Below are 23024 nucleotides of genomic sequence, written 5' to 3' on the forward strand. Positions count from 1 at the left end.
CTCGCGAAGGCGGTGTGTCAGTTGACACTTATGTCGCCTGAGTGACCGCTTTCGCGAGCAAGCCCGCTCCCACAAGGATCTACTTTGGATGGTAGATCGTTTACAAGACCCGAACGCGCAGCGAACGGCCCTTGATCTTGCCGTTGTTCAAGCGCTGCAGCGCCTGCATGACCACGGTGCGTTCAACGGCTACATAGGACTGGAAGTCGAAGATCGCGATCTTGCCGACCTGAGCGCCCGGAATCCCGGCCTCACCGGTCAGTGCGCCAAGAATGTCGCCCGGACGTACCTTGTCTTTCCGGCCGCCAGCGATGCACAGCGTGCTCATCGGTGGTTGCAGCGGGGCACCGCCCTGGGACTTGAGGTTATCCACCTGATCCCAGTTCAGCGGGGTTTTCTGCAGTTGTTCGATGGCTTGCGCGCGGTGCGCTTCGGACGGCGCAACGAGGCTGACCGCGATGCCTTTCTCGCCGGCACGACCGGTACGGCCGACGCGGTGAATGTGGATTTCCGAGTCGCGGGCCAGTTCGACGTTGATCACCATGTCCAGTGCATCGATGTCCAGACCACGGGCGGCAACGTCAGTGGCGACCAGTACCGAAGTACTGCGGTTGGCGAACATCGCCAGTACTTGATCGCGGTCGCGCTGTTCCAGGTCGCCGTGCAGGCCGACGGCGGAAATGCCTTTGGAGGTCAGGTGATCGACAGTTTCCTGCACTTGCTGCTTGGTGAAGCAGAACGCCACGGTGGAGGCCGGACGGAAGTGGTGCAGGACCTTGGTCACCGCGCTCATGCGTTCTTCCGGGGAAATCTCGTAGAAGCGCTGTTCGATCTGGGTGTCGTCGTGGAACGCCTCGGCTTTCACCGTTTGCGGATCACGCATGAACTTCGACGCCAGCTGCTTGATGCCCACCGGGTAGGTCGCCGAGAACAGCAGGGTCTGACGGCGGGCCGGGGTCTGTTCGATGATGTCTTCGATGGCGTCGTAGAAACCCATGTCGAGCATGCGGTCGGCTTCGTCGAGGATCAGCGTGTTGAGGCCGTCGAGGACCAGCGAACCCTTGCGCAGATGTTGCTGGATGCGGCCCGGGGTGCCGACGATGATGTGCGCGCCGTGCTCCAGCGAGCCGATCTGCGGGCCGAACGACACGCCGCCGCACAGAGTCAGGACCTTGATGTTGTCTTCGGCACGGGCCAGACGACGGATTTCCTTGGCGACCTGGTCGGCCAGCTCGCGGGTCGGGCAAATCACCAGCGCCTGGCAACCGAAGTAGCGCGGATTGATCGGGTTCAGCAGGCCGATGCCGAACGCGGCGGTCTTGCCGCTGCCGGTCTTGGCCTGGGCGATCAGGTCCATCCCCTTGAGGATCACCGGCAAGCTCTGCGCCTGGATCGGCGTCATCTGGGCATAACCGAGGGAGTCGAGGTTAGCCAGCATGGCGGCGGACAGCGGCAAAGTATTAAAAGCGGTGGCGATGGTGGTCACGGGACTGGCCTGCAAAACAAAATGTCGCGCAGTGTAGCAGCCTCTGGCCACTTTCCTCGAAAGTTCTGGACGAACGCAAAGCCTGTGACGAGGGCCGGTCCCCTCGCCACGCAGACCCCGGTCAATGCTCGATGTGTTCCTCCCGGCGCTTGGCGCGCCGTCCGTCCTCTTTCGAGAGCTGCGAGAAAATGGTCGCCGCCAGCATCGCCATGATCCCGACGGTCACGAACGTGAGCTGGAAAGCGCCCAACACGGTCTCGACGCCATCGTTGCCGATCTCCGCCGTAAAGCCGCCGAGCAGCGCACCGGCACACGCCACGCCAAGGCTCAGCGACAACTGCGCCACCACCGACAGCAGGCTGTTGCCGCTGCTGGCGCTGGCGTCGTCGAGGTCGATCAGGGTCACGGTGTTCATCGCGGTGAATTGCAGCGAGTTGATCGCCCCGAGAACCGCCAGCAGGCACAGCAGCAGCCAGTACGGCGTCTGCTCGCTGACCAGCCCCATGCTCGCCAGCATGATCCCCAGAAACAGGGTGTTGCCGGTCAGCACGATGCGATAGCCCAGACGCTCGATCAGCGGCCGCGCGCCCCATTTGGCGACCATCGCCGCAGCCGCCAGCGGCAGCATGCTCATCCCGGCCTGGGACGGCGAATAACCCAGCGCCACTTGCAGCAGCAACGGCACCAGAAACGGCAGGGCGCCGCTGCCCAGGCGGGCGAACAGGTTGCCGAGGATGCCGACCGCGAAGGTGCGGGTCTTGAACAGCGACGGCGCGAACAGCGGGTTTTCAATGTGCCCGGCGCGCAGCCAGTACGCCGCCAGACAGGCCATGCCGCCGAACAGCAACAGCATCACTCGCAGGTGCGGCAGGTGCAGTTCGCCGAGGCCTTCCATGGCGATGGTGATCAGCACCATCGCCGCGCCGAACAGCAGGAACCCCAGGCTATCGAAACGCGTGCGCTCGGTGCCGCGCAGGTCGGGGATGAACTTCCACACCGCATAGCAACCGATGACGCCGACCGGCAGGTTGATCAGGAAGATCCAGTGCCACGTCAGGTATTCCACCATCCAGCCGCCCATGGTCGGGCCGATCAGCGGGCCGAGCAGGCCGGGAATGGTGATGAAGCCCATGATCCGCACCAGTTCCGAGCGCGGGTAGGCGCGCAGCACCACCAAACGTCCGACCGGCAGCATCAGGGCACCGCCGAGGCCCTGGATCACGCGCGCGCCGATCAGCATGCTCAGGCTGCTCGACAAGGCGCAGAGCAGCGAGCCGAGGCTGAACAGCAGGATTGCGCCGAAGAAGATCTTCTTGGTGCCGAAGCGGTCGGCGATCCAGCCCGAGGCCGGGATCAGCAGGGCCACGGTGAGCATGTAGGCGATGATCACGCCCTGCATGCGCAGCGGGTCTTCGGCCAGGTCCCGGGCCATGGCCGGCAAGGCGGTGTTGAGGATAGTCCCGTCGAGGGACTGCATGAAGAAAGCGATGGCGACGACCCATGGCAACCAGCGGGCGGTGATGGCGTCGAGAGGCGGGCGGTTGGGCATGGAACCTCTTGTGGTTGGGGTTAATGCATATCCATGGTCGAGCACGGTCAATGTGGGAGCGGGCTTGCTCGCGAAAGCGGTAAATCAGTCGACATCAATGTTGAATGAAGTGGCCTCTTCGTCGGATCGCCGCCCGGAGCAAGCCCGCTCCCACAGTAGATCTGCGGTGTTCCGCCGATCCGGGGGTTACAGGGTCAGGGTCAAACGGCTCACCAGCGCCCCGGGCAACAACGCCGACGAGGTACTGCGCTGGCTATAGGTGCTCGCCGACAGCAGCAACTCACGCTCGGCGGTCAACGCTTCCAGCTGCGAACCCAGCAGGCTGTAGGCGCTGTCGTCGAAACGCATGGTGCTGACCGGCGCCTGAATCTCGCCGTTTTCCACCCAGAACGTGGCAAATCGGGTCATGCCGGTCAGGCGCGCCGCCGGTTGATCCGAGAAGTTCAGGTACCAAAGGTTGCTGATATACAACCCGGTACCCAACTGCTTGAGGATCTCGGCCTGGGACAAGTCGCCGGCGGCCATGTTCAGCGCGCTGGGCGATTCACCGCCGCCGGCGCCGTTGGCGGTCAGGCCGTATTCGGCGGCGCTGCGCGAACCGACCAGTTGCTCGCCGGCCTGACCTTCGATGATCAGCCGCAGATCGCTGCGCGGGTAACCCTCGCCGGAAAACGCCGGACTCAGCGAACCACTGACTTTTTCGTCGAGGGACACCAGCGGGCTGAACGCCTGATCGCCGGCATACAGCTTCTGCAACGGGCTGCTCTTGCTGGCAATCGACTGCGCCGAGAAACCGCCCCAGCACAACATGCCCATGATTTCTTCCAGCGCCGCCGGCGCCAGATAGGCGCGGTACTGGCCGGGCGGCAAGGTGCGCAGCGGGCGACCGAGAAATTCGAGTTGCTCGCGGGCCTGCTGGAAGCGGCGGGCGAAGTCTTCGCTGTTCCAGTCATGTCCGGCGTAGCTGGCCTTCACCGCTTCGCCGTTCTCGTGGAACAGGCTGAAGTCGAAGTTGAAGCTGTTGGCCTGATGCCAGCCGAACGCCCCGGAAGAACTGGCAAAACCACGGCTGATCGGGCCGGCGGCATAGAAGCCGACCAGATCCAGACCTTCTGCCGCTTGGGCGATTTGCGCCACGACCTGCTCGGTGTCCGGCAGCGGATGCTCCTGCACATTCTGGCTCTGCCAGCCGTTGTGGTTGAGCAACAGGTACGGATCCTGCGGCAACAGCGGCAGGGTTTCACGCAGCTGTTGCAGGCCTTCGGCAAGGCGTTGCAGGTCGGCTTCCTGATCGCCGGACAAGGTGATCTGCAGGTCGGCATGGCGACCGTCGTCGATCAGTTTCAGACCGATACCGGCTTGCTGAACTTGCCCGGCCTGACGCACCTTGGCGTGGTTGAAACGGACGAAGGCCGACGATTCGGCGTCGTAACTCAGGGTGAACTGTTCCGGCTCGCGCACGGCATCGCGCAGCCAGTTGACCAGCAGCTTGAACGCCTCGGACTGGCTCTTGGAAATACTCATCAGGCGTCTCCCCCAAACACATCAACATTGCTGAACACGCAGGCCGGTGAAGCGTGGCCGACGCGGATCACCTGGTTCGGTTCGCCCTTGCCGCAGTTCGGCGTGCCCAGCACCTGGGTGGTGGCGGCGTTGCCGACGGCGCGCAGACTCTTCCAGAAGTGCGCGGAAATACCCCGGTAGTTCGGGTTTTTCACCACGCCCTTGAGTTCGCCGTTTTCAATCAACTGGCCCCATTCGCAGCCGAACTGGAATTTGTTGCGTGCATCGTCAATCGACCATGAGCGGTTGGTGCTCATCAGAATGCCGTTTTCGATACCGCCGATCAGTTGCTCCAGCGACTGGTCGCCCGGCTCGATGTTGAGGTTGGCCATGCGGTCGATCGGCGGTCGGTTCCAACTGCAGGCGCGGCTGTTGGCGACGCCGTTCAGACCCGCACGGAACTGTGACAGGGCACCGCCCAACGGACGGACCAGCAGGCCTTCACGAATCAGGAATTGTTTGCTGGCTTTGGAACCGTCGTCATCGTGACCGTAACTCGCCAGTTCTTCGGGAATGTCCGGATCGAACGTCACATTGAGCAGTTTCGAGCCGTATTGCAGGCTGCCGAAATCCGCGGCTTTGACGAAACTGGTGCCGGCGTAATTGCGCTCGTCGCCGAGAATCCGGTCGAGCTCCAGCGGGTGGCCGATGGATTCGTGGATCTGCAGCATCATCTGGTCGGGCATCAGCAGCAGGTCGCGCGGGCCTTGCGGGGTGTTCGGCGCGAGCAGCAATTGCAGCGCCTGATCGGCGACTTGCGGGCCGGCACCGATCAGGCCGCAACGGTTGATTACGTCGGCGCCGCCCTGCTGGCCGAAGTTCTCGCGGCCGAGGCTGCGGGTCTGGCTGTCGTTGCCGTCGTAGGCGGTGACGTCCAGGCTCGGGTAGACGAAGCGTTGGGCCTGGCGCAATTCGGCGCCGGCGCTGCTCAGGTAGATCTGTTCGACGTGGGTGATGCCGATGCTCACTTGCCAATTCACCAGGCGCTCATCCCTTGGCACCGAGGCGGATTCCGCGCCGAGCAGCTCGAAGCATTCGCTCAGGGACGGGAAGGGTTGTTCGAGATTGGGTGAAAAGTAATCGGCGCGGTCGCTGGAAACCGGCTGCTGGCTCAGGTCGAGCAGGGCATGGGGCTTGAGCCGCCGGGCCTGTTGCTCGGCACGCTCGAGAGCGGCTTGCAGGCCTTGTTGCGACAGGTCATTGGTCGCTGCGTAGGCCTCGACGCCATTGACCCGGACAGTCAGCATCGCGCCTTCGTCGCGGCTCAGGCTCGGCGGTTCGGCGACGTTCTTGCGCACCGACAGGTACTGCCCGGATTCGCGCACATACCGCAGGGAAAAAAATTCGGCGCCCGTGCGCAAGGCAGCGAAGCGCTGCTTGAGCTGGGGGTGGAAATCGAACATCAGGGAACCTCCTTGTCATGGGAGCAGCGGCGAAGCGGATTCGGCGGGGAGGGGGTGAAACGATCGGGCGAGGACTAGAGTAGGCCTGCGTGGGGTGTAGGATCAAGTGAAGAGGGGGTGTAGGGGAATTTACTGTAGGAAGCAGGGAGATAGGTGGTGATTAGTAGGGCCTCATCGCGAGCAGGCTCGCTCCCACAGTTGNTTGAAATACATTCCAAATGTGGGAGCGAGCCTGCTCGCGATTAGCCTTGATGCTCAGTAGCTGAATTACTGAGCAACAGTACTCACATCACGCATCGGCTTGCCTTTCACCGGCGCATCGCCAGCGACGTAGTACGGCGCCTTGCTGCGCGGCAGCGGCTGGCGGCCACGGATCTTGTCGGCGATTTTCTCGGCGATCATGATCGTCGGCGCGTTCAGGTTGCCGGTGGTGATGATCGGCATGATCGACGCATCGACCACACGCAGACCCTGCATGCCATGCACGCGGCCTTCGCCGTCCACTACCGCCATGTCGTCCGTGCCCATCTTGCACGAGCAGGACGGGTGGAACGCGGTTTCGGCGTGCTCGCGGATGAACTTGTCCAGCTGCTCATCGGTTTGCACTTCGATGCCCGGGCTGATTTCACGGCCACGGAACGCGTCCAGTGCAGGCTGTTGCATGATTTCACGGGTCAGGCGGATGCCGTCGCGGAATTCCTGCCAGTCCTGCTCGGTGGCCATGTAGTTGAACAGGATGCTCGGGTGCTGGCGCGGATCCTTGGATTTGACCTGGATGCGACCGCGGCTCGGCGAACGCATGGAACCCATGTGCGCCTGGAAGCCGTGCTCTTTCACACCGTTGCTGCCGTTGTAGTTAATCGCCACTGGCAGGAAGTGGTACTGGATGTTCGGCCACTCGAATTCCGGACGGGTGCGGATGAAACCGCCGGCTTCGAACTGGTTGCTGGCGCCAATGCCGGTGCCGTTGAACAGCCACTCGGCACCGATGGCCGGCTGGTTGTACCAGAGCAGCGACGGGTACAGCGAAACGGGTTGGGTGCAGGCGTATTGCAGGTACAGCTCAAGGTGATCCTGCAGGTTTTCACCGACGCCCGGCAGATCGTGTACCACCGGGATGTCGAGGCTTTCCAGCAGTTTCGCCGGGCCGACGCCGGAGCGTTGCAGCAGTTGCGGCGAAGCGATCGCGCCGGAGCAGACGATGACTTCCTTGCGGGCGCGGGCTTCAACGCGCTCTTCAGCCGCGCCGACCAGGTAACGCACGCCAACGGCACGCTTGCCTTCGAACAGAACCTTGTCGGTGAGGGCGTGAGTGACGATGGTCAGGGTCGAACGCTTCTTGGCCACGTCCAGGTAACCACGGGCGGTGGAAGCACGACGGCCGTTCGGCGTCACGGTGCGGTCCATCGGGCCGAAGCCTTCCTGCTGGTAGCCGTTCAAGTCTTCGGTGCGCGGGTAACCGGCCTGCACGCCGGCTTCAACCATGGCGTGGAACAGCGGGTTGTTGCCCGCTTTCGGCGTGGTCACGCTGACCGGGCCGTCGCCACCGTGGTAGTCGTTCGGGCCGATGTCGCGGGTTTCCGCTTTGCGGAAATACGGCAGGCAATCGAGGTACGACCAGTCTTCCAGACCTGGCAGTTTGGCCCAGCCGTCGTAGTCCATTGCGTTGCCACGGATGTAGCACATGCCGTTGATCAGCGAGGAACCGCCGAGGCCCTTGCCGCGACCGCATTCCATCCGGCGGCCGTCCATGTGTGGCTCCGGATCGGTTTCGTAGGCCCAGTTGTAGCGACGACCTTGCAGCGGGAATGCCAGGGCTGCCGGCATCTGCGTGCGGAAGTCGAGACGGTAGTCCGGGCCGCCGGCTTCAAGCAGCAGGACGGTGACGCCTTCGTCTTCAGTCAGACGGGTCGCCAGGGTGTTACCGGCAGAGCCGGCACCGACGATGATGTAATCGAATTCTTGGGACATTGGATGCACCCTCTTTGAAGTTGGTCAGGTCAGGCCTGGCGAGTGCTTTGCACTCGATTCGCGGGCAAGCCCGCTCCCACAGGGATCGGGGCTGCCACAGATTGGGTGGACGACATCCAATCTGTGGGAGCTGGCTTGCCAGCGAAGGCGGCCTCGCAGGCGATAGAGCGCTCGGGTCTTAGAACACCGAGACGTAATCGCCCAGCTCGACCTGTACCGATTTGATGCGAGTGAAGTTGTTCAGCGAGCTGATGCCGTTCTCACGGCCGACGCCCGACTGTTTGTAACCGCCAACCGGCATTTTTGCGTCGGACTCGCCCCAGGCGTTGATCCAGCAGATACCGGCTTCCAGTTGATGAATCACGCGGTGCGCGCGGTTCAGGTCGCGGGTGACGATGCCGGCGGCCAGGCCGAAGTCGGTGTCGTTGGCGCGACGGATCACTTCTTCTTCGGTTTCGTAGCTCAGGATCGCCATCACCGGGCCGAAGATTTCTTCACGGACGATGGTCATGTCGTCGGTGCAGTCGGTGAACACGGTTGGAGCCACGAACGCGCCCTTGGCGAATTCGCCGTCGGTCAGACGCTCGCCGCCGCACAGAACGCGGGCGCCTTCTTCTTTACCCTTGGCGATGTAGCCCAGCACGCTTTCCATGTGCGGGAAGCTGACCAGCGGGCCGAAGTTGGTGTTTTCGTCTTCCGGGTTGCCGATGCGGATGCGCGCAACGCGCTCGACGATCTTGGCTTCGAAAGCGGCTTTCAGGTGGCTCGGCACGAACACGCGGGTGCCGTTGGTGCAGACCTGACCGGAGCTGTAGAAGTTGGCCATCATGGCGGTGTCGGCGGCGCGATCCAGGTCGGCGTCGTCGCAGATGATCAGCGGGGACTTGCCGCCCAGTTCCATGGTCACGTCTTTGAGCGACGAAGCCGAAGCGCTGGCCATGACCTTCTTGCCAGTGTCGGTGCCGCCGGTGAAGGAGATCTTCTCGATGCGCGGGTGCTCGGTCAGCCAGGTGCCGACTTCACGGCCGCTGCCGGTCAGCACGTTGAACACACCGTTCGGAACGCCGGCTTCGGTGTAGATCTCGGCCAGTTTCAGGGTGGTCAGCGAGGTGACTTCGCTTGGCTTGAAGATCATCGCGTTACCGGCCGCCAGGGCTGGCGCGGATTTCCACAGGGCGATCTGGATCGGGTAGTTCCATGCGCCGATACCGGCGACAACGCCCAGCGGCTCGCGACGGGTGTAGACGAAGGAAGTGTCACGCAGCGGGATCTGCTCGCCTTCGATGGCGGGTACCAGGCCTGCGTAGTATTCCAGCACGTCGGCGCCGGTGACGATGTCGACATACTTGGTTTCGGAGAAGGCTTTACCGGTGTCCAGGGTTTCCAGGGCTGCCAGTTCATCGTTGCGCTCGCGCAGGATGTCGACGGCGCGACGCAGGATGCGCGAACGCTCCATGGCGGTCATCGCGGCCCAGATTTTCTGGCCCTTTTCGGCGCTGACCACAGCGCGCTCGACGTCTTCCTTGGTCGCACGTTGCACCAGTGCGAGGACTTCACCGTTAGCCGGGTTGATGGCTTCGAAGGTGGCATCGCTGCCGGCGTCGGAGTACGCGCCATCGATGTAGAGTTTTTGCAGTTCGAAACGGGCCATAGTGTCCTCGCAAGTGCATTAGTGGTTGGCGTTGGTCACCGGGTGAGCCATATAGCTGTGGCATCGCGGGTCGGTGACAGTTCAGGGGCCGAGCGTTTTCTCTGTGCTCTAGCTCACCTGCTTGGCCAATTGGAAATCCATGTATTCGTAAGCGATCTGTTGCGCCTGCGCAGTGTCGAAAGCGTCTCCCGACAGCGCGCCGCGCAACCACAAGCCGTCGATCAGAGCTGCCAGTCCACGGGCGGCGGTGCGCGCATCTTCGAGCGGCAACACACGGCGGAACTCGCAGCACAGGTTGGAATACAGACGGTGATCGTTGATCCGCTGCAACCTGTGCAAAGACGGCTGGTGCATGCTGGTGGCCCAGAAGGCCAGCCAGGTTTTCATTGCCGGGCCATTGACCTGGCTGGCGTCGAAGTTGCCTTCGATGATCACCTGCAGATGCGCCCGGGGGCTGCTGTCTGCCAGCGCCTGACGGCGCGCGGTGACGTTCTCGCTGAGGACGCTCATCAGATACCGCATCGTGGCGGCGATCAGGCCATTCTTGTCCTGAAAATAGTGACTGATGATGCCATTCGAGACACCGGCCAAACGGGCGATCAGCGCAATGCTGGCGTCCCCCATTCCGACCTGATCAACCGCCTGCAAAGTGGCTTCGATCAGTTGTTGGCGGCGGATGGGTTGCATACCGACCTTGGGCATCTTGCACATCTCCTTAGGCCTTCCGACGGGCGAATGACGCCTATCGGATTGAGGGCCAGTCTATTTTGTTTTGATTGAACGTTCAATCAACAAAGAATAAGATCTGCGACAAATCGTCGCTGCCTACAGAATTTTCTTACGTGTAAGTGGCGATAAAACCGACATCCGAAAAGGCTCGAAACCTGCGCGGGGCAAGGCGCGGTTCGACGTTCGATGGACGTGTTGAATGGGCAAGACGCTCAAGGCCAGGTTTCGGATGAACGTCCATGCCTCGGCCACGACGGCGATTCGCGGTGCCATCTCTGCAGGTTCGGGCTTTTTTCGGGGTGTCTTTATATCACCCGCCGGTCGGCTGCCAACTAACCGATTGGTCGGGTTCCGTGTTGCCTTGTGTTCTTCTCTCGCACTGCCTGGAGCATTTGTGCCATGAGTTCTGCCTCGCTTATAAAGACCCCGCCCGAGAAGGTGACGGTCAACGGTTGGGTGTTTTACACCTCTACCGCGCTGATTCTGTTGTTGACCGCCATTCTGATCATCGCCCCGCAAGAGGCCGGCAGAATGCTGGGAGTGGCTCAGGCCTGGTTGTCCCGCAGCTTCGGCTGGTACTACATGGTGGTGATCGCCGCTTACCTGGTATTTGTGGTGGGCCTGGCGTTTTCCTCGTACGGCAAACTCAAACTGGGCAGCAAGGACGACACCCCGGATTTCAGTTACGGCGCCTGGGCGGGGATGCTGTTCTCGTCGGGTATCGGTATTTCGCTGTTGTACTTTGGCGCCTCTGAGCCGCTGGATCACTACTTCAATCCGCCGGAAGGCGCGTCCGCTACCAACATGGCGGCACGTCAGGCTGTTCAGCTGACTTTCCTGCACTGGGGCCTGCACGGCTGGGCGATCTACGCACTGGTCGGTCTGGCCGTGGCCTATTTCGCTTACCGTCATAACCAGCCGCTGGCCCTGCGTTCGGCACTGTACCCGCTGGTGGGCGAGCGTTGGGTCAAGGGCGCTGCCGGTCATGCGGTAGACGGTTTCGGCATGTTCGTGACCCTGCTGGGTCTGGTGACCAACCTGGGGATCGGCTCGCTGCAAGTGTCTTCGGGTCTGGAAAACCTGTTCGGCATGGAACACAGCAACACCAACCTGCTGATCGTGATCATCGTGATGAGCACCGTGGCCACCATCGCCGCCGTGTCCGGTGTAGAAAACGGCATCCGTCGTCTGTCCAACCTCAACATCATCCTGTTCAGCGGCCTGCTGATTTTCGTCCTGCTGTTCGGCCCGACCCTGCACTTGCTCAACGGCTTCGTGCAGAACATCGGGGACTACCTTAACGGCGTGGTACTGAAGACTTTCGACCTGTACGTCTATGAAGGCGACAGCGAGAAGTCCGACCGCTGGCTGGGTCTGTGGACGCTGTTCTACTGGGCCTGGTGGATTTCCTGGGCCCCATTTGTCGGCATGTTCATCGCGCGTATTTCCCGTGGTCGTACCGTGCGTGAGCTGGTGGCGGGCGTGCTGCTGATTCCGCTGGGTTTCACCCTGGCGTGGCTGTCGATTTTCGGTAACTCGGCGCTGGATCTGGTAATGAACCAGGGCGCGGTGGAACTCGGCAAGACGGCGCTGGAACAGCCGTCCATGGCGATCTATCAGTTGCTGGAACACTACCCGGCGTCGAAAGTCGTGATCGGCGTGTCGATCTTCGTTGGTTTCGTGCTGTTCCTGACCCCGGCGGACTCCGGCGCGGTGATGATGGCGAACCTGTCCTGCAAGGGCGGCAACGTCGACGAAGACGCTCCGCACTGGCTGCGAATCTTCTGGTCGGTCGTGATCACCCTGGTGACCATCGGCCTGCTGTTCGCCGGTAACTTCGAAGCCATGCAGACCATGGTGGTGCTGGCCGGTCTGCCGTTCTCGGTGGTGCTGGTGTGCTTCATGTTCGGCCTGCACAAGGCGATGCGCCAGGACATGCAGATCGAACAGGAGCAGGCGCAACTGGCTGAACGCGGTCGTCGTGGTTTCAGCGAGCGCCTGACCCAGCTGGACCTGCAACCGAGTCAGTCGGTGGTTCAGCGCTTCATGGACAAACACGTCAGCCCGGCGCTGGAAGATGCCGCGGCGCAAATGCGTGCACAGGGTCTGGAAGTGCAGACGCTGCTGGGCAAATCCAAGCGCTGCATGGGCGTGCGGGTCGAGATGGAAGAGGGCAACCCTTTTGTCTACGAAGTGAGCCTGGACGGCTACCTGGCGACCCCGAGCGAGTCGGTCCAGTCCGATGAAGCGCGCCAGCGTTTCTACCGCGCCGAGGTGTACCTGCACAACGGCAGCCAGGACTACGACCTGATGGGCTTCACACAGGATCAGATCACGCGTGATGTGCTCGATCAGTTTGAAAGCCATCGGCAGCTCCTCGGCCGGGTTTATAGCTGAGTTGTGAAGTGATCAATCCCACGCGATGCGTGGGATTGATGAAAACAAAAACGCCGCGATCCTCTCGCGGCGTTTTTGTGTCTGCTCTCTTTACCCCAGGTTCTTGCCGAGCAGCGCGTGATACAGCTCGCTGTCCCCAAGAATCCCCACCACATGGTTGTTGTCGTGCAGCACCAGTTTGTTGCCGGTCTGGTAACGGATCTGCAACGCGTCGCGCATGCCGATGTTCGAGTCCACCAGCGTCGGCTTGCGCTCCAGACCTTCCACGGCTTGCCCTGGTGCCCAGTTCTGCAGGTTCAGCACCGAACCGTTCTGCCGCGCACCCTTGATGGTGTTGCCCTCTGCCAGGTCCAGCCACGAATCGCCGCCCGGATCCAGGCACACCGAACCGTTGATGCGTTTGCAGTTGTCGAGGGTGCGCATCAGGCTGCGACCGCACAGCACGTTCAGCGGATTGGTGTGGGCGACGAAGGTGCGCACGTAATCGTCCGCAGGGTTGAGCACGATCTCTTCCGGCACGCTGTACTGGATGATCCGGCCGTCCTTCATGATCGCGATGCGGCTACCGAGTTTCAGCGCCTCGTCGAGGTCGTGGCTCACGAACACGATGGTCTTGCTCAGCTTGCGTTGCAGTTCCAGCAGTTCATCCTGCAGGCCCTGACGGATCAACGGGTCGAGGGCCGAGAACGGCTCGTCCATTAGCAGAATGTCGGCGTCCATCGCCAGCGCGCGGGCCAGGCCGACACGCTGCTGCATGCCGCCGGACAGCTCGTCGGGCTTCTTGTTGCGCCATTGGGTCAGGCCCACCAGTTCGAGTTTGTCATCGACCAGTTTGCGCCGTTCCTTCTCCGGACGGCCCTGCATTTCCAGACCGAAACTGATGTTCTCGCGCACCGTCAGCCAGGGCATCAAGGCGAATTTCTGGAACACCATCGCGATGCGTTTGGTGCGCATCATTTTCAGCTCGGCCGGGGTGCAGGAGGCGATGTCGATCTGCTTGCCTTCGTGTTCGACGAACAGCTTGCCGCGGCTCACGGTATTCAGGCCGTTGATGCAGCGCAGCAGGCTCGACTTGCCCGAGCCGGACAGGCCCATCAGCACGCAGATCTCGCCTTTGTTGATGTCCAGGCTGGCCTTTTCAACGCCGACGATCTGCCCGGTCTTTTTCAGGATCTCACTGCGCGTCAGGCCTTGATCGAGAAGTTTCAGTGCTTCGCGCGGATCCTTGGTGAAGATCACGTCAACGTTATCGAAGCGAATTATGCTCATGCGTCACCCCCTACTTTGGCGTCGGGTTGTTTGCAGATACGGTCGAGCATGATCGCCAGCAGTACGATCGCCAGGCCCGCTTCGAAGCCCAGGGCGATATCAGCAGTGTTCAGTGCGTTGACCACCGGTTTGCCGAGTCCGTCGGCGCCCACCAGTGCCGCGATCACCACCATCGACAGCGACAGCATGATGCACTGGGTGATGCCGGCCGCGATGCTCGGCATGGCGTGAGGCAGTTCGATCCGTGAAAGCAGTTGGCGACGCGAGCAGCCGAAGGCCTTGCCGGCGTCCATCAGTTCTTGCGGGACATCGCGGATGCCCAGGTAGGTCAGGCGGATCGGCGCGGCGATGGCGAACACCACTGTCGAGATCAGGCCCGGCACCACACCCAGCCCGAAGAGGGTCAGGGTAGGAATGAGGTAAACGAAGGTCGGTACGGTCTGCATCAGATCGAGTACCGGCCTCATCAAAGTGTAGAACATCGGTTTGTGCGCGGCGACGATGCCCAGCGGCACGCCGATGACCACGCAGACGAGGGTCGCGAACATGACCTGGGCGAGGGTTTCCATGGTTTCCTGCCAGTACCCCAGGTTGAGGATCAGCAGGAAGGAGGCGACCACGAACGCGGTCAGGCCCCATTTGCGTTGAATGAAGTGGGCCAGCAGGGCGATGAGGCCGATCAGCACCAGCGGGTTGAACCAGGTCAGCGCAAACGTCACGCCGTGGATCATCGTTTCCAGTGTCACGGCGATTGCGTCGAAGGTGTTGGCGCCGTGTTGCGTCAACCATTCAACGAAGCCCGCGATGTACTGGCCTAAAGGGATTTTCTGATCAATCAGCATGGTAGTGAACGTCCGCATGCAAGGAAATAAACAGCCCGGACGGCGTGAGCCGTCCGGCATAAGCGATTACTGGGCAATCTTGGCTTTCACGGCCTCCAGGCCAAGTTTACCGTCAATGGTGGTCACGCCAGCGAGCCAGGTATCGAGCACCTGTGGATTCTTTTTCAGCCAGGCCTTGGCGGCCGCGTCAGGCTTCATCTTGTCGTCCAGGATGTTGCCCATCAGTTCGCTTTCCATGTCGACGGTGAACTCCAGGTTTTTCAGCAGTTGGCCAACGTTGCTGCATTCCTCGGCGTAGCCCTTGCGGGTGTTGGTCGCCACGGTGGCGGCGCCGAAATCCGGGCCGAAGAAGTCATCGCCGCCGGTCAGGTACTGAATCTTGAAGCGCTTGTTCATCGGGTGCGGCGCCCAGCCGAGGAACACCACGGCGGTGTCGCGTTTCTGTGCGCGGTCGACCTGCGACAGCATGCCCGCCTCGCTGGATTCGACGACCTTGAAGCCGGCGTCTTTCAGGCCGAAGGCGTTCTTGTCGATCATGCTCTGGATCAGACGGTTGCCGTCGTTGCCCGGCTCGATCCCGTAGATCTTGCCGTCGAGTTCCTTCTTGAATTTGGCGATGTCGGCGAAGTCGTGCAGGCCCTTGTCATACAAAGCCTGGGGAACGGCGAGGGTGTACTTGGCGCCCTTGAGGTTGGTGCGCACGGTTTCCACGGTGCCGGCGTCGCGGTAGGCCTTGATGTCGTTTTCCATGGTCGGCATCCAGTTGCCGAGGAACACGTCCATGTTCTTGCCGTCGGCCAGCGACTTGTAGGTCACGGGTACGGAGATCATGGTGGTCTTGGTCTTGTAGCCGAGGGCCTGAAGCACGACGGAGGTGGTGGCGGTGGTTGCGGTGATGTCGGTCCAGCCGACATCGGAGAAGTTCACGGTACTGCACTGCGCCGGTTCTGCGGCTTGAGCCAGTAACGGCAGACTCAGCATGGCGGCCAACAACAACGACGGGGAACCTTTCATGAATGGACTCCTTGGTGTTTTTTTTGGCAGTGTTCCGATTGGACCACCGCACTTATGGGTTGCGGTTGGATGGCGTTCTGGAGACAGCTCTACCGCAGCGCCTTGCAATCGAGTCGATACGATCATGTACCAGTGAAAATCTGACGCCTACAGGGTGCGTCGTATCCAGTACAGGGATGGTCGCATCCAGTGTCAGTGACGTCGTTTACAGCTTTTTTCTGCCCTTTCTGGCCATCTGAACCGCATAAAAACGGCGAAAACACGGGCTGAAACCGGCACGGCGTTAGTGGGCATGAGTGCGTCGGTGTCAGACGCCGAGCGACCGGGGAAAAGCCCGATGATGCGGGCATTCCGGCGGATCGCAGCTTGAGCGTAGCAGCTCCGCCAGCGGGCGCTTCACGCCCCGGACCGGCACTTTCAGGAGCTCTGCAGCAATGGCTATCAGCGTTTTCGACCTGTTCAAAATCGGCATTGGCCCTTCCAGTTCCCACACCGTCGGGCCCATGCGCGCCGCCGCCCTGTTCGTCGAGTCATTGCGCGACAAACATTTGCTGGAGCAGGTGCGTCGCATCGAGGTGCAGCTGTTCGGTTCGCTGTCGGCCACCGGTGTCGGTCACGGCAGCGACAACGCGGTGATCATGGGCCTGATGGGCGAGTGGCCGGACGCGATCGACCCGTCGCAGATCGGCCCGCGGATCCAGGCCTTGCGTGAAACCCATACGCTGTTGCTCGACGGTCGTTTGTCGGTGCCCTTTATATGGGGCCGGGACATGCGCCTGATCGACGAGAACCTGCCGTTCCATCCCAACGCCATGACCCTGGTTGCCGAAGGCGATCACGGCGAGTTGCATCGCGACACCTACTATTCGGTCGGCGGCGGTTTTGTGGTGGACGAGGCGCAGGCCTCCAGCGGCGTGGTGGATCTGGATCGCACCGAGTTGCCTTACGACTTTTCCAGCGCGGTGGAGCTGCTGGAGCTGTGCAAGACCCATAACCTGCGCGTGGCCGAATTGATGATGGCCAACGAGAAGGTCTGGCGCAGCGAAGAAGAAATCCGCGCCGGCCTGATGAAGCTCTGGCGGGCGATGCAGGATTGCGTCGAGCAGGGCCTCAAGCACGAAGGCATCCTGCCGGGCGGCCTCAACGTGCGCCGCCGCGCGGCGAAGTTGCACCGCAGTCTTCAGGAATTGAACAAGCCCAACGTGATCGGCTCGACCCTCAGCGCGATGGAGTGGGTCAACCTGTTCGCCCTGGCGGTGAACGAGGAAAACGCCGCCGGCGGGCGCATGGTCACGGCACCCACCAACGGCGCGGCGGGGATCATTCCGGCGGTGCTGCACTACTTCATGAAATTCAGCGAGGCGGTGACCGACGCCAACGTGGTCGATTACTTCCTCGGGGCGGCGGCGGTGGGGATTCTGTGCAAGAAGAACGCCTCGATCTCCGGTGCTGAAGTGGGTTGCCAGGGAGAGGTTGGATCGGCCTGTGCGATGGCGGCGGCAGGGCTGGCGGAAATTCTCGGCGCAAGTCCGGAGCAATTGTGCAACGCGGCGGAAATCGGCCTGGAACACAACCTGGGTCTGACCTGCGATCCGGTGGGCGGCCTGGTGCAAGTGCCGTGCATCGAGCGCAATGCGATTGCGGCGGTGAAGGCGATCAATGCCGCGCAGATGGCCTTGCGCGGGGACGGTCAGCACTTCATCTCGCTGGACCGGGTGATCCGGACCATGCGCGATACCGGCGCGGATATGCATGACAAATATAAAGAGACTTCGCGGGGCGGGTTGGCGGTCAGCGCGGTTGAATGTTGAGTCAGTAAATCCGAGGTGTGGCCTTCGCGAGCAAGCCCGCTCCCACATTCGATCGCATTCCGGCAGAGGAACCCGCTCAATTGTGGGAGCTGGCTTGCCAGCGATGAAGCCGGACCAGTCAAAACTGCGCGTTAAGTGCACACCGGAATCAAAACGCGCCACCTTTTGGCGCGTCGCTATCGGATAAGAGTCTTTCCTGCCTCCAGCGCCTGATTCGCAGGCGCTACCGTCCGTCACCCGTGCCTGCGGTGACACTGTAGGACAATCGCGCGCAGGCCAGTTCCCACAAGTGCTACCGATTTGCTCACACGCTCCGGGACAGGGCTTTCGCGGCCGCTGATGGCACTTCGAATTACCCTCCGGCGGAGCGCTTGTATAGACGCGTCGCGACGTCGTTTTCAGGAGTTATTGAACAGCCATTCAATTTTAGGCATGGCAATTGCTCTGTCATAACAAAGCCCGTCTCACGCAAGAGAACGATGGCAATAACAAGAGCCTCCGCCTGAGGCCATCACCCGCTTTGTGTGAGGAGATACCGCGATGACGTCGTTCAACTCCGGGGCTCAACCCCAGAACCGTGCGCCTCAATCCATCGGCTTTCTGCTGCTGGACAATTTCACGCTGATTTCCCTGGCTTCCGCAGTCGAACCGCTGCGCATGGCCAACCAGTTGTCCGGTCGCGAGCTGTATCGCTGGACCACCCTCACCGTCGACGGCGGCCAGGTCTGGGCCAGTGACGGTCTGCAGATCACCCCCGACGCTTCCATGCACAAAGCCCCGGCCCTCGACACCGTCATCGTGTGCGGCGGGATCGGCATTCAACGCACCGTTACCCGTGAACACGTGTCGTGGCTGCAAAGCCAGGCGCGCCAGTCCCGCCGCCTCGGTGCCGTGTGCACCGGCAGTTGGGCCCTGGCTTGCGCCGGCCTGCTCGACGGTTTCGATTGCAGCGTGCACTGGGAATGTCTGGCGGCGATGCAGGAAGCTTTCCCGCGCGTTGCGATGAGCACCCGTCTGTTCACCCTCGACCGCAACCGTTTCACCAGCTCCGGCGGCACCGCGCCGCTGGACATGATGCTGCACCTGATCAGCCGCGATCACGGTCGTGAACTGTCAGCCGCGATCTCCGAGATGTTCGTCTACGAGCGCATCCGCAACGAGCAGGATCACCAGCGTGTGCCGCTCAAGCACATGCTCGGCACCAACCAGCCGAAACTGCAGGAAATCGTCGCGCTGATGGAAGCCAACCTGGAAGAGCCGATCGACCTTGACGAACTGGCGGTGTACGTCGCCGTGTCCCGTCGCCAGCTCGAGCGTCTGTTCCAGAAATACCTGCACTGCTCGCCGTCGCGCTACTACCTCAAGCTGCGCCTGATCCGCGCGCGGCAACTGCTCAAGCAGACGCCGATGTCGATCATCGAAGTGGCGTCGGTCTGCGGGTTTGTGTCGACGCCGCACTTCTCCAAGTGCTACCGCGAATACTTCGGCATTCCGCCGCGTGACGAGCGCGTCGGCTCCAACACCACCCAGCAGGTGGCGATGATGCCGCTGCCGCAGGCCATCGTGATGTCGCCGCTGTCCGGGCCGATGTCGGCGCTGAGTCAGGCACGCAACGAATCCACATTCGCCAGTGTAAGGCTGTAGACCGGGTCATCGTTTTTCGCGAGCAGGCTCGCTCCCACACGGGAATGCATTCCAATGTGGGAGCGAGCCTGCTCGCGAATGAATTTTTCAGGCGCTATGGGTTTGTTGGTATTGCGCCAATGCCGGCAACAATTGTTTGTCGATGGCCTGACGCACTGCAGGCTGGATGCTGGCGCCGCTGGTGTACATGTCCTTGACCATCTTGCGCAGTTCAAAGGCGCGAACGTTATCCAGACCGCGCACCGCATACTCACAGGCCTGCTCGGCAGTTGAACCGCTCGGCACTTGAAAACCCAACGACTTGAGTTGGCCCAACAGGTCTTCCTGATCGATCAAATCGGCATACATCATGACGCGAATCCTTCTTCGGCAACGGAGGTCGTGGCTCGATTCTGGTAGGCCTGCCCAGGCACGGCAAGGGCGATTTGTCGCAGTGGCCGCGACGGCTATGAACAGGTCGTTTTCGGCTAACTCGCCGTCAAGGGGAGTGGGCACACTGGCCTCAGCTCGCTTCACGAAGGTTTGGTCACCCTCGCCACGGCAGCTCCTCAACAGTACCCTCGCCCCGATCCTGTCACGGCTTGTATCGGGGATTTTTTTGCCTGCGAATCCGGGAGAGGTGTGTTGCCGGATCTGACGCTTTCGTCGGAACGCCGCCCGGAGCAAGCCCGCTCCCACAGGTGACCGCGTTCATTCATGGGAACGCGGTGAAATGTGGGAGCGGGCTTGCTCGCGAATAAGGCTGACGCGGTCTAGCGTTGCAACACCAGAATCCGCGACAGCAACTCATCCCGATCGATGTAGCAGCCCTGAAAATGCCGGGCCCCGGTGGCCGGGTCGAACGCATTGCGCGCGTGCAGGGTGCGGCCGTTGTCGAAGCACCACAGCTCGCCCGGATTGAGCCGCTGCATCACCCGAAAGCGTGGCTCGCGGGTCATGGCGATGAAGCGCCGATAAGCGCGATACAGCAGGGGCATCTGCTCCACGGACGTGTCGAACGCCCCGCGCAAAAAGTTGGCCATGCGGATTTCCGCGACCCGGCCCAACGCATCCAGGGCGATGATCGGTGCGAGGCAGCGATAGTCGCTGTGGCGGTCCTTGTTGCGAAACTCCACCGGGATCTCGCACAGCGCCTGAAACGACGCGGGGTCTTCCTGACGCAAGGCTTCGGCAATCGCAAAACCGTCGACGAAAATGCTCTCGCCACCCTCGGCGTCGTTCACCAGGCAATGCAGAAATTGCAGGCCCGGTTGCAGCTCGCGGGTCGGCAGGTCGGTGTGTAATGGCAGGTTGAAAGCGGTGTAGGCGTTGCTGTCGGCGTCGGCCTTGGATTGCACGTTGAACAGCACGCCGAAGTTGCTCTCGCGGATGAACGAAATGCGCTGGGCGATCAGCTTCAGCGAACCGGGTTCGGTGGGTACGCCTCGCACTTGGGTCAGGCCGATGTCGCGTACCGCCAGCAACCATTGCAGCAGTGCGGCGTTGTCGTTCATCAGCGCCGCATAGTCGAACACCGGCAACTGCAAATCACTGCGCCACAGGAAGGGTTTCGGCCTGGAGGCGAGGCGTTCGGTGCGCGATTCATCATCGTAGGCGTGGGCGCGCAACCAGCCGGCATCGAAGCGGCTGAGGTGGCCGTCCTGCCAGTCGATACGCAGGCAGCCATCGGTGTCGATGTGCACCGCGGATGGCGTCAGGTCGGGAGCCGCATCGATGATCTCGAACACCTGCTCACGGGTGACGCTGTAGACGCAGTGCGGACACGGACAGTTGTCCCGCAGCCACACGTGGTGGAAGGGGCTGACGCGCCCGTCGGCCCATTCAATCAGGACGCGATCCGCCAGGTTCTGCACGCCGTTCAGCGCGCTGATCAACGGATAAGTACGGAAATCGGCAACGGCAACGGCGGTTTGCATGGCGGCTCCTTGTGATGGATGGTTTACCGGCCTGGGGGCAGGGCGATGACCCGGCCGATGTAAGCGGGAGTGGGCAGATCGGCCTGCTCGGCGACGATGGCTTGCAGGCGGCCCAGGGTGTCCGGGGTAAACGGCGCGGAACGCGGCCCGGCCAGGTCGACGTGCAGCAGCATCTGTTCGTTGCCGGCCAGCTCCTTGTCACCGCCGGCCAGGTGCAGGCTGTGATAGAGGTGCAGGCGTTTCTGGTCGTGGCCGATGATCTGCGTGCGCACTTCGACTTCGACGTCGAGCTTCACTTCGTGCAGGTAGTTGAGGTGCAGCTCGAGGGTGAACAGCGAGTGGCCGCTGGCTTCGCGGTTGTTGCTGTCCATGCCCAGGCGATCCATCAGGGCGTCGGTGGCGTAGCTGAAAATCAGCAGGTAGAAGGCGTCGCGCAGGTGGCCGTTGTAGTCGACCCAGTCGGGGATTATTTTGGTTTGGTAGGTGGTTAGAGAGGGCATATCGGATTCCAGCAGTTGGATGTTTGGTGGTTGTGAGATTTACCCCCTCACCCCAGCCCCCCCGAAACGTCGGACCGCCCCCAAGGGGGCGAGGGGGAAAGGGAGCCGATCTTCAAGCTTTTCGAGAGCTGAGTTCGACTCGGGACTTTCAGGTCGGTGTAGCTCGTACATTCACTGCGGTCAGTCCCCCTCTCCCCTTGGGCGGTCCGACGTTTCGGGAGGGTTAGGGTGAGGGCTGCGGTTTCAAGCCAGACACATCACTCGCTGAAACTCATCCCATGCTTCTCTTTGGTGGTCTTCACCGCCTCAAGCACCGCCAGCAGGCAATCATCACGATAGCGCTCCAGCGCCGAAATACTGTGCCGGCCCAACTGATCGCTGGTGCCGTCCACCACATCGTCGATCAACTTGTCGGTCAGTTCCGGTGCCGGCAGGTATGTCCACGGCAACTGCAACGCCGGGCCGAACTGCGACATGAAGTGGCGCATACCGGCATCGCCACCGGCCAGGGTGTAGGTCAAGAACGTGCCCATGAACGACCAGCGCAGACCGGCGCCAAAGCGGATCGCGTCGTCGATTTCACCGGTGGTTGCCACCCCGTCGTTGACCAGATGCAGCGCCTCGCGCCACAGCGCTTCGAGCAGGCGGTCGGCGATGAAGCCCGGGACTTCCTTGCGCACATGCAGCGGGCGCATGCCGAGGGATTCGTAGACTTTCATCGCGGCCTGCACGGCTTCCGGCGCGGTGTTCTTGCCGCCGACGACTTCCACCAGCGGCAGCAGGTAAACCGGGTTGAACGGGTGACCGACCACGCAGCGTTCCGGGTGGGTCGAGCTCTCGTAGAACTCGCTTGGCAACAGGCCGGAAGTGCTGGAACCGATCAACGCATTCGGCTTGGCCACCGCGCTGATTTTGCTGTGCAGATCCAGTTTCAGTTCGAGGCGTTCCGGGGCGCTTTCCTGGATGAAATCCGCATCGCGCACGCACTCTTCAATGGTCGCCACAAAGCGTAGGCGATCCTGCGACGCGCCCGGCGCCAGACCGTTTTTCTCCAGCGCGCCCCAGGCATTGGCCACGCGTTTGCGCAGCGCCGCTTCGGCACCCGGCGCCGGATCCCAGGCCACCACGTCGAGGCCGTGGGCGAGGGCGCGGGCGACCCAGCCGCTGCCGATGACGCCGCTGCCCAGTGCTGCGAAAGTTTTGATTTCGGTGATAAAGCTCATGGTGATTTCCTAGGAAAATTCGGTGATTCCCTGTGGGAGCGGGCTTGCTCGCGAAT

The 23024-nt window shown here is 61.9% G+C and carries 17 protein-coding genes; 3 read left to right on the plus strand and 14 right to left on the minus strand.

Annotated features, from left to right (window positions below):
- Positions 1 to 100: 100 nt before the first annotated feature.
- The 7 genes from dbpA to betI all read right to left on the minus strand — a co-directional run bounded on the left by dbpA (position 101) and on the right by betI (position 10325).
- Positions 101 to 1486, minus strand: a complete 1386-nt coding sequence (dbpA, locus tag ACTJK9_RS06550) for an ATP-dependent RNA helicase DbpA (RefSeq protein ID WP_007959732.1) — start codon at positions 1484 to 1486, stop codon at positions 101 to 103.
- Positions 1487 to 1607: 121 nt separating this feature from the next.
- Complete coding sequence (gene mdtD, locus ACTJK9_RS06555) at positions 1608 to 3035, minus strand: multidrug transporter subunit MdtD (protein ID WP_039767988.1); 1428 nt, start codon at positions 3033 to 3035, stop codon at positions 1608 to 1610.
- Between the two features lie 186 nt (positions 3036 to 3221).
- Positions 3222 to 4559 carry a TldD/PmbA family protein gene (locus tag ACTJK9_RS06560; RefSeq protein ID WP_440812974.1) on the minus strand — a complete coding sequence of 446 codons (1338 nt, stop codon included), beginning with the start codon at positions 4557 to 4559 and terminating at the stop codon, positions 3222 to 3224.
- On the minus strand, positions 4559 to 6001 hold the full coding sequence (locus ACTJK9_RS06565) for a TldD/PmbA family protein (protein WP_085612998.1): 1443 nt from the start codon (positions 5999 to 6001) through the stop codon (positions 4559 to 4561). Before ACTJK9_RS06565 ends, ACTJK9_RS06560 begins: the two co-directional genes overlap by 1 nt.
- A gap of 267 nt (positions 6002 to 6268) precedes the next feature.
- Complete coding sequence (gene betA / locus ACTJK9_RS06570; protein WP_440812976.1) at positions 6269 to 7972, minus strand: choline dehydrogenase; 1704 nt, start codon at positions 7970 to 7972, stop codon at positions 6269 to 6271.
- Positions 7973 to 8150: 178 nt separating this feature from the next.
- Complete coding sequence (gene betB, locus ACTJK9_RS06575; RefSeq protein WP_064599979.1) at positions 8151 to 9623, minus strand: betaine-aldehyde dehydrogenase; 1473 nt, start codon at positions 9621 to 9623, stop codon at positions 8151 to 8153.
- 108 nt (positions 9624 to 9731) lie between these two features.
- The gene (gene betI / locus ACTJK9_RS06580) at positions 9732 to 10325 is read right to left on the minus strand and encodes a transcriptional regulator BetI (RefSeq protein WP_011336305.1); all 594 of its coding nucleotides are present in this window, start codon (positions 10323 to 10325) and stop codon (positions 9732 to 9734) included.
- A gap of 483 nt (positions 10326 to 10808) precedes the next feature.
- Here betI and ACTJK9_RS06585 point away from each other — a divergent pair, with 483 nt between their 5' ends.
- A complete protein-coding gene (locus ACTJK9_RS06585; RefSeq protein ID WP_223290698.1) occupies positions 10809 to 12749 on the plus strand; it encodes a BCCT family transporter in 1941 nt (646 codons plus the stop codon).
- Between the two features lie 90 nt (positions 12750 to 12839).
- Here ACTJK9_RS06585 and choV read toward each other — a convergent pair whose 3' ends face one another.
- The 3 genes from choV to ACTJK9_RS06600 all read right to left on the minus strand — a co-directional run bounded on the left by choV (position 12840) and on the right by ACTJK9_RS06600 (position 15874).
- Complete coding sequence (gene choV, locus ACTJK9_RS06590; protein ID WP_041063385.1) at positions 12840 to 14018, minus strand: choline ABC transporter ATP-binding protein; 1179 nt, start codon at positions 14016 to 14018, stop codon at positions 12840 to 12842.
- On the minus strand, positions 14015 to 14860 hold the full coding sequence (gene choW, locus ACTJK9_RS06595; RefSeq protein WP_007959749.1) for a choline ABC transporter permease subunit: 846 nt from the start codon (positions 14858 to 14860) through the stop codon (positions 14015 to 14017). The genes choV and choW overlap by 4 nt, the downstream gene beginning before the upstream one ends.
- A 66-nt stretch (positions 14861 to 14926) precedes the next feature.
- The gene (locus ACTJK9_RS06600) at positions 14927 to 15874 is read right to left on the minus strand and encodes a choline ABC transporter substrate-binding protein (protein WP_440812981.1); all 948 of its coding nucleotides are present in this window, start codon (positions 15872 to 15874) and stop codon (positions 14927 to 14929) included.
- Between the two features lie 434 nt (positions 15875 to 16308).
- Between ACTJK9_RS06600 and ACTJK9_RS06605 the strand changes: the two genes are divergently transcribed.
- Positions 16309 to 17685: an L-serine ammonia-lyase gene (locus ACTJK9_RS06605; RefSeq protein ID WP_007959754.1), complete on the plus strand. Its 1377-nt coding sequence runs from the start codon at positions 16309 to 16311 to the stop codon at positions 17683 to 17685.
- A 540-nt stretch (positions 17686 to 18225) separates the two neighbouring features.
- Positions 18226 to 19329, plus strand: a complete 1104-nt coding sequence (locus ACTJK9_RS06610) for a GlxA family transcriptional regulator (RefSeq protein WP_011336300.1) — start codon at positions 18226 to 18228, stop codon at positions 19327 to 19329.
- An 87-nt stretch (positions 19330 to 19416) separates the two neighbouring features.
- Here ACTJK9_RS06610 and ACTJK9_RS06615 read toward each other — a convergent pair whose 3' ends face one another.
- From ACTJK9_RS06615 to ACTJK9_RS06630, 4 genes are all read right to left on the minus strand, one after another.
- Complete coding sequence (locus tag ACTJK9_RS06615) at positions 19417 to 19680, minus strand: hypothetical protein (protein ID WP_039767996.1); 264 nt, start codon at positions 19678 to 19680, stop codon at positions 19417 to 19419.
- 401 nt (positions 19681 to 20081) lie between these two features.
- Positions 20082 to 21245 carry a gamma-butyrobetaine dioxygenase gene (locus tag ACTJK9_RS06620; protein ID WP_440812984.1) on the minus strand — a complete coding sequence of 388 codons (1164 nt, stop codon included), beginning with the start codon at positions 21243 to 21245 and terminating at the stop codon, positions 20082 to 20084.
- Positions 21246 to 21268: 23 nt separating this feature from the next.
- Positions 21269 to 21745, minus strand: a complete 477-nt coding sequence (locus ACTJK9_RS06625) for a thioesterase family protein (protein ID WP_440812987.1) — start codon at positions 21743 to 21745, stop codon at positions 21269 to 21271.
- 257 nt (positions 21746 to 22002) lie between these two features.
- Complete coding sequence (locus ACTJK9_RS06630; protein WP_440812990.1) at positions 22003 to 22968, minus strand: L-carnitine dehydrogenase; 966 nt, start codon at positions 22966 to 22968, stop codon at positions 22003 to 22005.
- Positions 22969 to 23024: the final 56 nt, after the last annotated feature.

The organism is Pseudomonas sp. 22082 (assembly GCF_052046055.1).
Classification (GTDB): domain Bacteria; phylum Pseudomonadota; class Gammaproteobacteria; order Pseudomonadales; family Pseudomonadaceae; genus Aquipseudomonas; species Aquipseudomonas pharyngis.